The sequence below is a fragment of the Paenibacillus sp. 2TAB26 genome, assembly GCF_052115145.1.
Classification (GTDB): domain Bacteria; phylum Bacillota; class Bacilli; order Paenibacillales; family Paenibacillaceae; genus Pristimantibacillus.
On record NZ_JBFRGC010000027.1, the window covers coordinates 1 to 13,840 of the forward strand.

The following is a 13,840-nucleotide window of genomic DNA, read 5'->3' on the forward strand; positions in this document are numbered from 1 at the left end:
GTGTATAGGGTGTATAGGCGTTTACTTCAATTGTTGGCCGCACGGTTTGAGGAATAACAAGTGTTTGCCCCGGGTAAATAAGGGCGGGATTAGAGATTTTGTTTATTTTCGCGAGCTCCTGCAGTGTAACGCCATATCGCTGGGCGATTAGCCAGAGCGATTCACCGTAATGTACTTTATGAGTGCTTGCATCAGTTGGAATAATAAGCGCCTGACCAATAACGAGTACGTTTGGATCGCTAAGGCCGTTTGCATCTGTGATGTCGTTTATCGACAAATCGTATATTTGAGAAAGCTTATAGATGGAATCTCCTTTTTGCACGACATGAATATGCACCCTATTCGAGCCTCCTTTTTAAAATGATTAGCTATTGCGGTCTCGGCTGCGGTGCCTGCCTGAATGCTAAGAAAAGACTCTTTTATAATGTATTCATTAAATGGCTCTCGCATTCGAATGGGAAATGTCAATCCGCTCGCTTAAGGCAGACGGAGAAATGGGAATGATAAGGAAGAGGCCAAAGAAAAAGCACGACAGCCAATACGAATGGGGGTTGTACAGAATAGTAAAGAAGGTAAGTTTAGGGAATGATCAGGTGCGATACACCTAAATATGGTTATTTCATACGGGATTTCCGATTATTTTGTTCAAAAAAACGAACCTTTATAAAACATTCTCTTTTAATGTTCGTATTTCATTGACAGTGGTTTGGGGATTAGATAAACTAGAATAGGTTTGAGGCGGAATTGTCCGCTGGAACGTATTGCTGTTTGTTTGTCTTCCTACTATTTCATTTAAAGTTTACTCGTATATATTCGGGATCAGGCCTGAATGTTTCTACCCGAGAACCTTAATTTTCGGACTACGAGCAAAATGAGACGATAAGCGATGTCGAATCGTAAGGTTTCGGATCGCCATAAAGCAAATGCAAGTCTGCAAAGTGCCTTGTTAGTTGGACACTGGTTGCCTCCTTTACGGGGCAGCCTTCTGTTGTCTTTTCGGCTCTGCAGCACGATTTGTCTCGTCCTCATTGAAGTGAAGCTTGATTGGCCATGGATTCGCATGAATACCGGTCTGTGCTTCCGCTCCGGTCCTGCGGCATCCCCATTCTTATGGCTGCTGAAGGGCCTTTTCTATTTTGGATGTGTTGTTTTATAGGATGCTTGATCATTAATTATCTTATAGATGAAAGTGGGTTTGAACGCATGTCTGCGAAGGTTGGCGTCATCATGGGCAGCAAATCGGATTGGGACACAATGAAATTAGCCTGCGACGTACTAGAGGAATTGCAAATTCCTTATGAGAAAAAAGTCGTTTCTGCGCATCGGACACCGGATTTAATGTTCGAGTATGCAGAAACTGCAGTAGAACGAGGGCTTAAGGTAATTATTGCCGGAGCCGGCGGAGCTGCACATTTGCCCGGCATGGTCGCTGCTAAGACGATTTTGCCGGTTATTGGCGTTCCCGTGAAGTCCTCGAATTTGAGCGGACTTGATTCCTTGCTCTCTATCGTTCAAATGCCTGGCGGCATTCCAGTAGCTACGGTAGCCATTGGCAACGCAGGCGGAACGAATGCTGGACTGCTCGCGGCACAAATGCTGGGAGCGTTTGATCCCGAGGTGCAAGCGCGTGTAATCGCTCGTCGCGAGCGTGTAAAGCAGGAAGTGCTGGAAAGCAGTGAGACGTTATGAGTCAAAAAACGGACAAGCAAACGATTAAGACGCTGTTGCCGGGCAGTACGATCGGCATATTAGGCGGCGGGCAGCTTGGACGAATGATGGCGAATGCAGGCAGCGCGATGGGGTATCGCTTCATTGCTCTTGATCCAACGCCGGATGCTCCGACTGGACAAGTAGCAGAGCAAATCGTCGCAGCTTACGACAATCACGATGCAGCGAGGGAGCTTGCAAAACGATCGGACGTCATCACATACGAATTCGAGAATGTGGATGCAGATGTAGCGGCGATGCTGATGGCAGAGTCTTATGTGCCGCAGGGAAGTGAGCTGCTGTATACAACGCAGCATCGGCTTCGCGAGAAGCGGGCGATTGAAGCAGCTGGCGTACGTGTTGCCCCTTACCGCGAGATTCGCAGCGCAGACGAGCTGCGCGAGGCTGTTACCGCCTTTGGAACACCTTGCGTATTGAAAACAGCTATGGGCGGTTACGATGGCAAAGGCCAATGGGTCATTCGCAGCGAAAGCGAAATAGAAGAAGCGTATGAGACCTTAGCACGAGCGCGCGTCCAACTGGTGCTTGAGCAGTTCATTCGTTTTGATAAGGAAATATCAGTTATAGCGGCGAGAAGTCCGCAGGGTGAGATCAAGGTTTTCCCTGTCGCGGAAAACATACACGTCGATAATATATTGCATTTGTCTATCGTGCCAGCAAGAATTACGGAGGATTTGCAGCAGCAAGCAGAACGGCTTGCAGAGCGTATCGCTGAGGGATTAGGCGTAGTTGGTCTAATTGCAGTAGAGCTGTTCGTTACAGCGGATGGTGAGCTGTTCGTAAATGAGCTTGCACCACGCCCGCATAACAGCGGTCACTACACGATGGAAGCCTGCCGAACGTCACAGTTCGAGCAGCATGTACGCGCGGTATGCAATCTGCCGCTCGGAGATACGACGCTTATGAGTCCTGTTGTTATGGTGAACGTGCTGGGTGAGCATGTCGCACCGCTTCTAGAGCTCACAGCTCGCGCGGATGAAGCGGCTAAGCGCTTGAATGTCGCTCCGAAATTGCATTTGTACGGGAAAAAGGAAGCTGTTGTGAAGCGGAAGATGGGCCATGTCAATGTTTTGGCAGAAACGACGGATGCTGCGCTTAGCTGGATCGAAGAAACAACTATTTGGAAGGTGTGAAGCAATCATGTTAGATCGTTACAGCAGACCGGAAATGAGAGCTATTTGGACAGAGGAAAATAAATTCAGAGCATGGCTGGAAGTTGAGCTTTGCGCATGCGAGGCTTGGTCTGAGCTAGGCGTTATTCCGAAGGAAGACGTTGTCGCGCTTCGCGCATCAGCTGATTTCGATATCGATCGGATTTATGAAATTGAGCAGGACACTCGTCATGACGTTATCGCGTTTACACGCGCCGTATCTGAGAAAGCAGGCCCTGAAGGCAAATGGGTGCATTACGGCCTTACTTCTACGGACGTTGTAGATACAGCTATCGGTTATTTGCTTCTTCAAGCTAACGCGATTCTTGTGAAAGATATCGAACGTTTTATCGAAATTCTTAAGAACAAAGCATTGCAATACAAGGATACGCCGATGATGGGCCGTACGCATGGCGTACACGCGCAACCAACAACCTTTGGTCTGAAAATGGCGCTTTGGTATGAGGAAATGAAGCGTAACCTGGAGCGTTTCCACCATGCTGCGAACAACGTGCAGTTCGGTAAAATGTCCGGTGCGGTAGGTACATTCGCAGATATCGATCCTTTTGTTGAAGAATTTGTATGCAAGAAGCTTGGCATTACCGCAGCTCCAATCTCAACACAAACGCTGCAGCGTGATCGTCACGCTGAATATATGGCGACTCTTGCACTCGTAGCCTCTTCGCTTGATAAGTTTGCAACTGAAATTCGCGCTTTGCAGAAGAGTGAGTTCCGTGAAGTAGAAGAAGCGTTCGCAAAAGGTCAAAAAGGTTCATCCGCAATGCCGCACAAACGCAATCCAATCGGCTGCGAGAACATTTCCGGTTTGTCCCGCGTTATTCGCGGACATATGGTTACAGCTTACGAGAACATTGCCCTTTGGCATGAACGCGATATTAGCCACTCGTCTGTTGAACGTATTATTTTGCCGGATGCAACGATGCTGCTTAACTACATGCTGAACCGTTTGGGCAACATCATCAACAACCTGACCGTGTTCCCGGAAAACATGAAGCGCAACATGCAAGCGACATATGGCGTGCCATTCTCTGGCCGCGTATTGACGAAGCTGATCGACAAAGGCTTCAGTCGTGAGAAAGCTTATGACACGGTTCAACCGCGTGCAATGCAGGCATGGGAAACAAAACGTCAATTCCGCGAACTCATTGGTGAGACAGAGGAAATTACAAGCGTGCTGACGACAGAAGAAATCGATGATTGCTTCGATCCAGCTTGGCATCTAAAGCATGTTGATACGATTTTCACACGTCTTGGATTGATTTAAGGGGAGGCTGGCCTGATGACTGCACCATCGCAAGCTCTATCGACAGCTGTCGATTATATTAAAGCTCCGCTGATTTACAAAGGAAAGGTTCGTGAGCTGTACGATCTGGGCGAGCATTTCCTCATCGTCGTAACCGACCGCATTTCCGCATTCGACTACGTGCTTGACCCGGCAGTGCCGGACAAGGGCAATGTGCTGAACCGTTTGTCCGCTTACTGGTTCGAGCAAACCGCTGACATTCAAGTGAACCACGTCGTTCATACCGATGTGGAGAAGCTTGGCGGTCTCGTAACCGAGCCGGAGCTGCTCAAAAACCGGATTATGGTTACCCGCAAAGCGGAGCGCATCGATATCGAATGTGTGGTTCGCGGCTATATCACTGGCGGCGGCTGGAGACAGTATCAGCAAACGTCAGCGATTAACGGTATAGAGCTTCCAGCGGGCCTCCGCAAAAACGAACGTTTTCCTGCTCCAATTTTTACGCCGGCAGCGAAAAACGACGTTGGTCACGATGAGGACATCCCATTTGAGAAAATGGCTGAAATGGTCGGTGCTGAGCTTGCCGAGGAGCTTCGTGACCGCAGCATCAAGCTGTACGAATACGCTCATGGCTATTGCGCAGAGCATGGCATCATCCTTGCCGATTGCAAATTCGAGTTTGGACTCATCGACGGCAAAGTGATCTTGATCGACGAAATCTTCACGCCTGACTCCTCCCGCTTCTGGGCGGAAGGCAATTATGCGCTGGATATCGAGATCGACAGCATGGACAAAGAGCCGGTTCGCACGTACTTGCTAGGCTCAGATTGGGATCGCGACAGCAAGCCAGCACCGCTGCCGGATTCCGTAGTAGCTGAAACAACGTCCCGCTACCGCGATATCTACCGCCGTCTTACTGGCGTAGAGCTGTAGGAAGCTTTGTTAGCTTAGTGAAGAACGGGAAAACGGGCGTTAAATGCTGCGAAATCGAGCTAGGACGCCGAAATTGATGCAATTAACGCCCAAAATTCCCGCTATTCGCAGCAAATTAGCATTCATAATTGAATTAAAGGGAAAAACGGGCGTTAAATGCTGTGAAATCGAGCTAGGACGCCGAAATTGATGCAAATAACGCCCGAAATTCCCGCTATTCGCAGCAAACTTGCATTTATGATTGATTTAACGGTAGGAACTCCCGTTATATGAAAATCCGGCGATGAAGGCCGGATGGAATGACTTTAACAACGTCGAGCGAGAGCGATGACGCTGACATAGGGGTGCTGAAGCGCATGCCGCTAAGGCAGGCAGTCAGCGAGAGCGCTGCTGCACCCCATTAACAACAGCCTGAGCACGAAAGTGCAGGGCTGCAGCAAAAATATTGACTGGCAGTGCAAGCACAGGCCAATCACAATAATCATGGTGGCCAGCGATAGTGCGGCCGCCAAACAAACGCTTCACCGACCACCCTCGCAAAGGTTTTATCTCAAAGTGTGTGAGCTCGGAGAGTGGGAAGTTGTTGCTGGAGAGCGACAGCGATCGCTTCTTGAAGCCGGGAAATTACCGCAAAGCGTGTAATCAGAATTTCCCGGCTTCGAAAGCGGCGTAAGCAATAACTCCCACGCCCGAGCGGCAATCACATTTTGACGAAAATCTGCTGCGAGAAAAAACCCACATTTTCAGGAGGCTATTATGAAGGCAACCGTCTACGTCACTATCAAGCAAAACGTTTTGGATCCACAAGGAACCGCTGTACAAGGAGCGCTTCACACACTTGGTTTCTCTGAAGTCGAAAAAGTACGCATCGGCAAATATTTGGAGCTTGAGCTTGATACGACTGACCGCGCAGAAGCGGAAGTACGCATTAAAGCTATGTGCGAGAAGCTGTTTGCAAACACGGTTGTAGAAGATTTCCGTTTTGAGCTGGAGGGATAGGGCGATGAAGTTTGCAGTACTTGTATTTCCAGGCTCCAACTGTGACATCGATTGCTACAAAGCAGTCGAAGACACGATCGGCCAGTCGGTTGACTACGTATGGCACACAGCTACAGACTTGTCTTCTTATGATGCGATTCTAGTACCTGGAGGCTTCTCTTACGGCGATTACCTGCGCTGCGGCGCAATTGCGCAATTCGCTGCTGTTATGGCGGAAGTTCAAAAAGCAGCCGAAGCAGGCAAATATATTCTAGGCATTTGCAACGGATTCCAAATCTTGACGGAGGCTGGCCTTCTGCCAGGCGCCTTGATTCGCAACAACGGACTGAAGTTCCGCTGCCATCAAGCGCCGCTTGAAGTGGTAAACAACAACACAGCATTTACCAACCAATATTCGCAAGGTGAAATTATAAATATTCCAATCGCACACGGCGAAGGCAACTACTATTGCGACGACGCAACGCTTGCTGAGCTTAAAGCGAACGATCAAATTATTTTCCGCTATGCGGGCGACACGAATCCGAACGGTTCTGTAGAGAACATTGCGGGCATTAGCAACAAAGCAGGTAACGTAGTAGGCATGATGCCGCATCCAGAGCGTGCAGTTGATCAATTGCTTGGCTCGGAAGACGGCAAACGGATGTTTACATCGATTTTGAATGCATGGAGGGAACAACATGGCGCAGCAGTTAACAGCTAAGGAACCGACAGCGGAGCAAATTGCCGAGCAAAAAATTTACAGCCAGTTTGGTGTATCCGATTATGAATTTGAGCTCATTTGCGGCTTTCTTGGCCGTAAGCCAAACTACACGGAGATCGGCGTATTCAGCGTTATGTGGTCAGAGCATTGCTCTTACAAAAACTCCAAGCCTATTTTGAAAAAATTCCCGATCACAGGACCTCGCGTTCTCATGGGACCGGGCGAAGGCGCGGGTATCGTCGATATCGGCGACAACCAAGCGGTTGTATTCAAAATCGAATCGCATAACCATCCATCAGCGGTTGAGCCTTACCAAGGCGCTGCAACTGGCGTAGGCGGCATTATCCGCGACATTTTCTCCATGGGTGCACGCCCAATCGCATTGCTGAACAGCTTGCGTTTTGGCCGTCTTGAAAATGAGCGCGTTAAATATTTGTTTGAGCACGTCGTTAGCGGAATTGCTGGCTACGGCAACTGTATCGGTATTCCGACAGTTGCGGGCGAGGTTATGTTCGATGAGAGCTACGAGGGCAATCCGCTCGTTAACGCGATGTGCGTTGGCCTAATCGATCATGATAAAATTCAGCGCGGTGTCGCAAAAGGGGTAGGCAACCCGGTATTCTACGTTGGTCCTGCTACTGGCCGCGACGGTATTCACGGTGCTACTTTTGCATCGGTTGAGCTTTCCGAGGAATCAGAAGAAAAGCGTACAGCTGTTCAAGTCGGCGATCCATTCATGGAGAAGCTGGTTATGGAAGCAACGCTTGAGCTGATCAACTCCGGTATCGTTCTTGGTATTCAAGACATGGGCGCAGCGGGTCTTACTTGCTCCAGTGCTGAGATGGCTTCGAAAGCTGGCAACGGCCTTGAGCTTTACCTTGATGAGGTACCGCAGCGTGAGACAGGCATGACGCCTTATGAAATGATGCTTTCCGAGTCGCAAGAGCGTATGCTCTTCGTCGTAGAGCCGCAGCATGAAGCGCAAGCGAAGGAAATTTTTGATCGTTGGGGCATTATTTGCGCCAAAGTAGGTAAAGTAACGGATGACGGTCGTCTTCGTTTGTTCCACCAAGGCCAAGAGGTTGCCGATATGCCGGTTAAAGCGCTCGTTGACGAGTGCCCTGTATACGACAAACCATCGAAAGAGCCTGCATATTACAGCGAGAATGCCGCAGTAGATACATCGGCATATGATGAAGTAACGGATTTGACTGGCGCGCTGGAGAAGGTTCTTGCTTCCCCGACAGTTGCTAGCAAAGAGTGGGTTTACAATCAATATGACTACATGGTTCGTACATCGACAGCTGTTCAGCCAGGCTCCGATGCGGCAGTCGTAACGATTCGCGGTACGCGCAAAGCGCTTGCGATGACAACGGATTGCAACGGACGTTACGTATATCTAGATCCAGAAGTAGGCGGACGTATTGCGGTGGCAGAAGCTGCACGTAATATCGTGTGCTCAGGCGCTGAGCCGCTTGCTGTAACTGACAACCTTAACTTCGGTAACCCTGAGAAGCCAGAAGTATTCTGGCAGCTTGAGAAATCGGCAGACGGGATGTCCGAGGCTTGCGTCGTGCTTAACACACCAGTTATCGGCGGTAACGTAAGCTTGTACAATGAGAACGCGAAGGGTGCTATTTACCCGACACCAGTAATCGGTATGGTCGGTCTTGTACACGACATCGATCACATCACAACGCAAGGCTTCAAAGCAGAGGGCGACGTTATTATTCTCGTAGGCGAAACAAAAGCGGAAATGGGCGGAAGCGAATTCCAGTACGTTACGCAAGGCGCTGCTGCTGGCCGTCCTCCAGAAATCGATCTTGCTACAGAGAAGAAGGTTCTGGATGCTGTCCTTGGCGCGATTCAAAAAGGTCTCGTAGCATCGGCTCATGACTTGTCCGAAGGCGGTATTGCGGTAGCTGTTGCAGAATCATGCATTAGCGGCCGTCTAGGCGCAGAAGTGGCATTGTCATCTGATCTACGTGCTGATCACCTATTGTTCAGCGAATCGCAATCCCGTATCTTGCTGTCGGCTAAGCCGGATCAAGCAGCGGCATTGCAAGCATGGCTTACAGAGCAAGGCGTTGTTCATGCACAAGTTGGTAACGTTAAAGGCAGCAGCCTGACCATAAGCGTAAACGGAAAATCCGGCATTCAGGCGCCGGTAACACAACTGGAGAAGGTCTGGAAGGATGCGATTCCATGTCTGATGAACAAATAAGACAGGAACCTTTGTTATGGACGGGCGACCACTATAACGAAGGTATTGGCCGTGACGATATGTTTGATAAATTGCGTGAGGAATGTGGCGTTTTCGGGGTTTTTAATCTCCCCGAAGCGTCCAACCTGTCCTATTATGGTCTTCATGCGCTTCAGCATCGCGGTGAGGAAAGTGCGGGAATCTGTACGGTTGATACGAAAAATGGCAATAAGTTCGCTTATCACCGCGGTATGGGTCTCGTAAAAGAAGTATTCAACAAGGAAAATCTTGATATGCTTGCCGGGGACCGCTCTATCGGCCATGTACGTTATTCGACAGCGGGAGAAAGTAAGCTTGCGAACGCACAGCCGCTTATTTTCCGCTATCGCGACGGTGACCTTGCGGTTGCTACAAACGGCAATATCGTGAATGCGCCGGAAATTCGTCGTGAGCTTGAGATGTCCGGCTCGATCTTCCAAACGTCCAGCGACACGGAAGTTATCGCGCATCTTATTGCACGTTCATCGAAGGATTTCGAGACGGCTGCGAAGGAAGCACTGCAGCGCATCGTTGGCGGATTTGCTTTCTTGATTATGACGAACGACAAGCTGCTCGTTGCAGCTGATCCGCATGCTCTTCGTCCGCTTGTTATGGGCCGTATTGGCGAAGGTTATGTATTCTCGTCGGAGTCGTGTGCATTCGAGACAATTGGTGCCGTGTATGAGCGTGATGTACAGCCTGGTGAATTGCTCATTCTTGATGCAGACGGCATGCGCGAGGAACGTTACGCGGAGGTTGACCGCCGCGCAACTTGTGCGATGGAGTATATTTATTTTGCCCGTCCTGATAGTGATATCAACGGCATTAATATTCATATGGCCCGCAAACGGATGGGTCGCCAGCTTGCTTCCGAATCTTTTGTTGATGCGGATATCGTAACGGGTGTGCCGGATTCGAGTATTTCAGCAGCAATTGGATATGCGGAGCAAACCGGTATTCCATACGAGCTTGGCCTTATCAAAAACAAATATACCGGCCGGACATTCATCCAGCCTTCTCAAGAGCTTCGCGAGAAGGGTGTAAAAATGAAGCTGTCTGCCGTTCGTAAAGTAGTGGAAGGCAAACGTGTCGTTATGATTGATGATTCAATCGTTCGGGGCACAACATCGCTGCGGATCGTAAACCTGCTTCGTGAAGCAGGAGCGACTGAGGTGCATGTGCGCATCACATCGCCGCCTTTCAAAAACCCATGCTACTACGGAATTGATACTCCTGACCGCAAAGAGCTCATTGCTTCTTCAAGGACAGTAGAGGAAATCCGCAAGCAAATTAATGCTGATTCATTATCTTTTATAAGCAATGAAGGTTTTGTTGAGTCTGTTGGCGGCAATGATGGGGCTTATAATCGCGGCATGTGCCTAGCTTGCTTCGATAATGACTACCCAACACCAGTTAACGAAGAATCAGACAAAAGCTGCAGCTGTTAATAACATAAATGATTAACCTCATGGAGCGATTGCTGCTCCTAAATTAGTTAAGGAGTTGACCGAGAGTGTCAGAAGCGTACAAAAAAGCCGGCGTCGATATCGCGGCAGGCAACGAAGCGGTTGAACGGATGAAGAAGCACGTAAAACGGACTTACCGTCCAGAGGTGCTGGCAGAGCTTGGCGGCTTTGGCGGACTGTTCAGCCTAAACAAGGACAAGTACGATGAGCCTGTACTCGTGTCTGGAACAGATGGCGTCGGAACGAAGCTGAAGCTTGCTTTTGCCATGGACAAGCATGACACGATCGGCATTGATGCCGTAGCCATGTGCGTGAACGATATTATCGTACAAGGCGCAGAGCCGTTGTTCTTCCTTGATTACTTGGCATGCGACAAGGTCGTTCCTGAGAAAATCGAAGCGATCGTTAAAGGTATTGCAGAAGGCTGCGTACAAGCTGGCTGTTCACTCATCGGCGGCGAAACAGCTGAAATGCCGGGCATGTATCAAGGCGGAGAATACGATATCGCTGGTTTTACAGTAGGTATTGTGGATAAGAAAAAAATGATCGACGGATCAACTATCGCTGCTGGCGATGCGGTTATCGGTTTTGCTTCCAGCGGTATTCACAGCAACGGCTTCTCGCTCGTTCGCCGCTTGCTGCTTGAAGACGCAGGTTATTCGCTTGATCAAGAGCTTGAAGAGCTTGGCGGCGCGAAGCTAGGCGATGTGCTGATTGAGCCAACACGCATCTACGTGAAATCGGCGCTTAAGCTGGTTGAGCAAGTGGAAGTGAAGGGCATGGCGCATATTACTGGCGGCGGCTTTATCGAGAACATTCCGCGGGTACTTCCTGACGGTGTGAACGTTGATGTGGAATACGGCTCATGGCCGATTTTGCCAATCTTCGATTTGATGCAAAATAAAGGCGCTATTACGAATCGTGATATGTTCACGACTTTCAATATGGGTATTGGTCTAGTTGTTGTTGTTCCAGCTGATCAAGCAAATGAAGCACTTCGCATCGCTTCTGAGCTTGGTGAGCAGGCTTACCGTATCGGAACGGTTACGGAAGGAAGCCGCATCGTAACGTTTACGGGAGCGGAAGTATAATGGGAGCACTTCGCATCGCTGTTTTCGCTTCGGGACAAGGTACGAATTTCCAAGCGATTGTAGATGCGGTGCAGGAAGGGAAGCTCGATGTAACCATCGAGCTTCTTGTTTGTGACAAGCCTGCCGCTCCCGTTGTGGAGCGCGCACGGAAGGCAGGTGTGGACACGTTCCTGTTCACGCCGAAGGAATACCCGTCTCGCGAAGCTTATGAGACGGAAATTATCGCTGAGCTAGCGCGGCGCGGCGTGGAGCTGATCGTGCTTGCAGGCTACATGCGCATTATTACGCCTTTGCTGGTTGAGCCGTTTTATGGTCGGATGATTAATATTCATCCGGCGCTGCTGCCGGCATTTCCCGGCGTGAACGGCATCGGGCAGGCACTTTCGTATGGCGTTAAGCTGACTGGCGTCACCGTTCACTACGTGGACGGCGGCATGGACAGCGGACCAATTATCGCGCAGCAGGCAGTCGAAGTGCTGGACGGAGATACGGAAGAATCACTCGCGGAGCGTATTCACGCAGCCGAGCAAGCGCTGCTGCCCTCAGTTATTCAGCATATCGCGAAGGGTCGCGTCACACTGAATGGTCGTTATGTGACAGTAAACGGCTAATCGTTTATTGAAATAAGATCTAATATCGGCAAGTGTGGATGCAATATTTGGAGAAGAGAAATTGTTTGGTCAAATAGATGAGGAGGGATTTGCATGGCAATTCGCAGAGCGTTAATTAGTGTTTCGGATAAGTCAGGAATCGTGGAGTTTTCTAGAGAACTGGCTAGCCAAGGTGTGCAAATTATTTCGACGGGCGGTACATTCAGCCTGCTGCAAAAGGAAGGCATTCCGGTTATCGGTATTTCCGATGTAACGGGCTTCCCGGAGGTTTTGGATGGTCGTGTCAAAACGCTTCACCCGGCCGTACATAGCGGCTTGCTCGCGGTGCGTGACAATGAAGAGCATCAGAACACGATGAAGGAGCTTGGTCTGGATTACATCGACCTCGTTGTCGTTAACTTGTATCCGTTCAAAGAAACGATTGCGAAACCTGATGTTTCCTATGAGGATGCAATCGAAAATATCGATATCGGCGGCCCGACGATGCTTCGTTCAGCTGCCAAAAACCACGCATTCGTAACGGTTGTAGTAGATACAGCCGACTACGGTACGGTGATTGAGGAATTGAAAGCACAAGGCGATACGACGCTTGAGACGCGCAAACGCCTGACTGCCAAAGTGTTCCGTCATACTGCGGCTTATGATTCCCTTATCTCTGATTACTTGACCAAGCAAGTGGGCGAATCATTGCCTGAAACGTACACCGTTACTTATGAGAAGGTACAGGATCTGCGTTACGGCGAGAACCCGCACCAGAAAGCTGCATTCTACAGCAAGCCGCTTGCAGCAGCAGGCAACGTAACGACTGCTGAGCAGCTGCACGGCAAAGAGCTTTCCTATAACAATATTAGCGATGCCAACGCTTCACTCGCAATTCTAAAAGAATTCGACGAGCCAGCGGTCGTTGCAGTCAAACATATGAATCCTTGCGGCGTAGGAATCGGCGCTACAATCCATGAAGCTTATCAAAAAGCGTATGCAGCAGACCCAACGTCGATCTTCGGCGGTATCGTAGCTGCTAACCGTACGATCGGTGCAGACACAGCTGAGCTGCTTGGCGGTATTTTCCTCGAAATCATCATCGCGCCTGACTTTACGCCTGAAGCGCTTGAGATTTTGACGAAGAAGAAAAATATCCGTTTGATGAAGCTGGGAGAGCTTTCGGCAGCTGGTGAGCGCAAGCCGGAATGGCTTGTTACTTCAGTTGACGGCGGTATGCTCGTACAAGAGAGCGACGTTCATTCGGTTACAGAAGCAGATTTGCAGTTTGTTACAGATCGCAAACCGACTGCGGAAGAGCTGAAACAGCTGCTATTCGGCTGGAAAGTTGTTAAACATGTAAAATCGAATGCGATTTTGCTTGCGAAGGACGATATGACGATTGGCGTTGGCGCTGGTCAAATGAACCGCGTCGGCGCAGCACGCATTGCAATTGAACAAGCTGGCGAAGCGGCAAAAGGAGCATCACTTGCATCGGACGCATTTTTCCCAATGGGCGATACGGTAGAGCTTGCTGCTAAAGCTGGCATCACAGCGATCATTCAACCAGGCGGCTCAATCAAAGACGAAGAGTCGATTGCTGCGGCTAATGCGAACAACATCGCGATGGTGTTCACAAGCGTACGTCACTTTAAACACTAGAACCTGGCGCAGCT

Annotated in this window: 14 protein-coding genes and 1 riboswitch; of the genes, 12 read left to right on the forward strand and 2 right to left on the reverse strand. The window is 49.6% G+C overall.

The window, feature by feature from the left end; genetic code table 11:
* On the reverse strand, positions 1–337 hold a 337-nt coding region (locus AB4Z50_RS27065), incomplete at its 3' end, for a LysM peptidoglycan-binding domain-containing protein (protein WP_441884048.1).
* Positions 338–783: 446 nt separating this feature from the next.
* A riboswitch (purine riboswitch) is annotated at positions 784–883 on the forward strand.
* A gap of 3 nt (positions 884–886) precedes the next feature.
* On the opposite strand from AB4Z50_RS27065, the gene AB4Z50_RS27070 reads away from it, so the two are divergent.
* From AB4Z50_RS27070 to AB4Z50_RS27090, 5 genes are read left to right on the forward strand one after another with little or no spacing between them, the layout of a single operon-like run.
* The gene (locus AB4Z50_RS27070) at positions 887–1,156 is read left to right on the forward strand and encodes a hypothetical protein (RefSeq protein ID WP_441884051.1); all 270 of its coding nucleotides are present in this window, start codon (positions 887–889) and stop codon (positions 1,154–1,156) included.
* A 47-nt stretch (positions 1,157–1,203) separates the two neighbouring features.
* On the forward strand, positions 1,204–1,689 hold the full coding sequence (purE, locus tag AB4Z50_RS27075) for a 5-(carboxyamino)imidazole ribonucleotide mutase (protein ID WP_339206946.1): 486 nt from the start codon (positions 1,204–1,206) through the stop codon (positions 1,687–1,689).
* Complete coding sequence (purK, locus tag AB4Z50_RS27080; protein WP_441884054.1) at positions 1,686–2,861, forward strand: 5-(carboxyamino)imidazole ribonucleotide synthase; 1,176 nt, start codon at positions 1,686–1,688, stop codon at positions 2,859–2,861. Before purE ends, purK begins: the two co-directional genes overlap by 4 nt.
* A 7-nt stretch (positions 2,862–2,868) precedes the next feature.
* Positions 2,869–4,164: an adenylosuccinate lyase gene (purB, locus tag AB4Z50_RS27085; protein ID WP_076271100.1), complete on the forward strand. Its 1,296-nt coding sequence runs from the start codon at positions 2,869–2,871 to the stop codon at positions 4,162–4,164.
* A gap of 15 nt (positions 4,165–4,179) precedes the next feature.
* The gene (locus AB4Z50_RS27090) at positions 4,180–5,076 is read left to right on the forward strand and encodes a phosphoribosylaminoimidazolesuccinocarboxamide synthase (protein ID WP_076271099.1); all 897 of its coding nucleotides are present in this window, start codon (positions 4,180–4,182) and stop codon (positions 5,074–5,076) included.
* A 375-nt stretch (positions 5,077–5,451) separates the two neighbouring features.
* Here AB4Z50_RS27090 and AB4Z50_RS27095 read toward each other — a convergent pair whose 3' ends face one another.
* Positions 5,452–5,601 carry a hypothetical protein gene (locus tag AB4Z50_RS27095; protein WP_441884058.1) on the reverse strand — a complete coding sequence of 50 codons (150 nt, stop codon included), beginning with the start codon at positions 5,599–5,601 and terminating at the stop codon, positions 5,452–5,454.
* Positions 5,602–5,829: 228 nt separating this feature from the next.
* On the opposite strand from AB4Z50_RS27095, the gene purS reads away from it, so the two are divergent.
* The 7 genes from purS to purH all read left to right on the forward strand — a co-directional run bounded on the left by purS (position 5,830) and on the right by purH (position 13,826).
* Positions 5,830–6,075: a phosphoribosylformylglycinamidine synthase subunit PurS gene (gene purS, locus AB4Z50_RS27100; RefSeq protein ID WP_175598164.1), complete on the forward strand. Its 246-nt coding sequence runs from the start codon at positions 5,830–5,832 to the stop codon at positions 6,073–6,075.
* A 4-nt stretch (positions 6,076–6,079) separates the two neighbouring features.
* Positions 6,080–6,775, forward strand: a complete 696-nt coding sequence (purQ, locus tag AB4Z50_RS27105; protein WP_076271098.1) for a phosphoribosylformylglycinamidine synthase subunit PurQ — start codon at positions 6,080–6,082, stop codon at positions 6,773–6,775.
* Complete coding sequence (purL, locus tag AB4Z50_RS27110) at positions 6,753–8,999, forward strand: phosphoribosylformylglycinamidine synthase subunit PurL (protein WP_339206949.1); 2,247 nt, start codon at positions 6,753–6,755, stop codon at positions 8,997–8,999. The genes purQ and purL overlap by 23 nt, the downstream gene beginning before the upstream one ends.
* On the forward strand, positions 8,981–10,465 hold the full coding sequence (gene purF / locus AB4Z50_RS27115; RefSeq protein ID WP_076271096.1) for an amidophosphoribosyltransferase: 1,485 nt from the start codon (positions 8,981–8,983) through the stop codon (positions 10,463–10,465). The genes purL and purF overlap by 19 nt, the downstream gene beginning before the upstream one ends.
* A gap of 65 nt (positions 10,466–10,530) precedes the next feature.
* Positions 10,531–11,574: a phosphoribosylformylglycinamidine cyclo-ligase gene (gene purM / locus AB4Z50_RS27120; RefSeq protein ID WP_441884063.1), complete on the forward strand. Its 1,044-nt coding sequence runs from the start codon at positions 10,531–10,533 to the stop codon at positions 11,572–11,574.
* Complete coding sequence (gene purN, locus AB4Z50_RS27125; RefSeq protein WP_441884066.1) at positions 11,574–12,185, forward strand: phosphoribosylglycinamide formyltransferase; 612 nt, start codon at positions 11,574–11,576, stop codon at positions 12,183–12,185. Before purM ends, purN begins: the two co-directional genes overlap by 1 nt.
* Positions 12,186–12,278: 93 nt before the next feature.
* Positions 12,279–13,826 (forward strand): bifunctional phosphoribosylaminoimidazolecarboxamide formyltransferase/IMP cyclohydrolase, encoded by a 1,548-nt coding sequence (gene purH, locus AB4Z50_RS27130; RefSeq protein WP_441884069.1) that lies wholly within the window; start codon positions 12,279–12,281, stop codon positions 13,824–13,826.
* Positions 13,827–13,840: the final 14 nt, after the last annotated feature.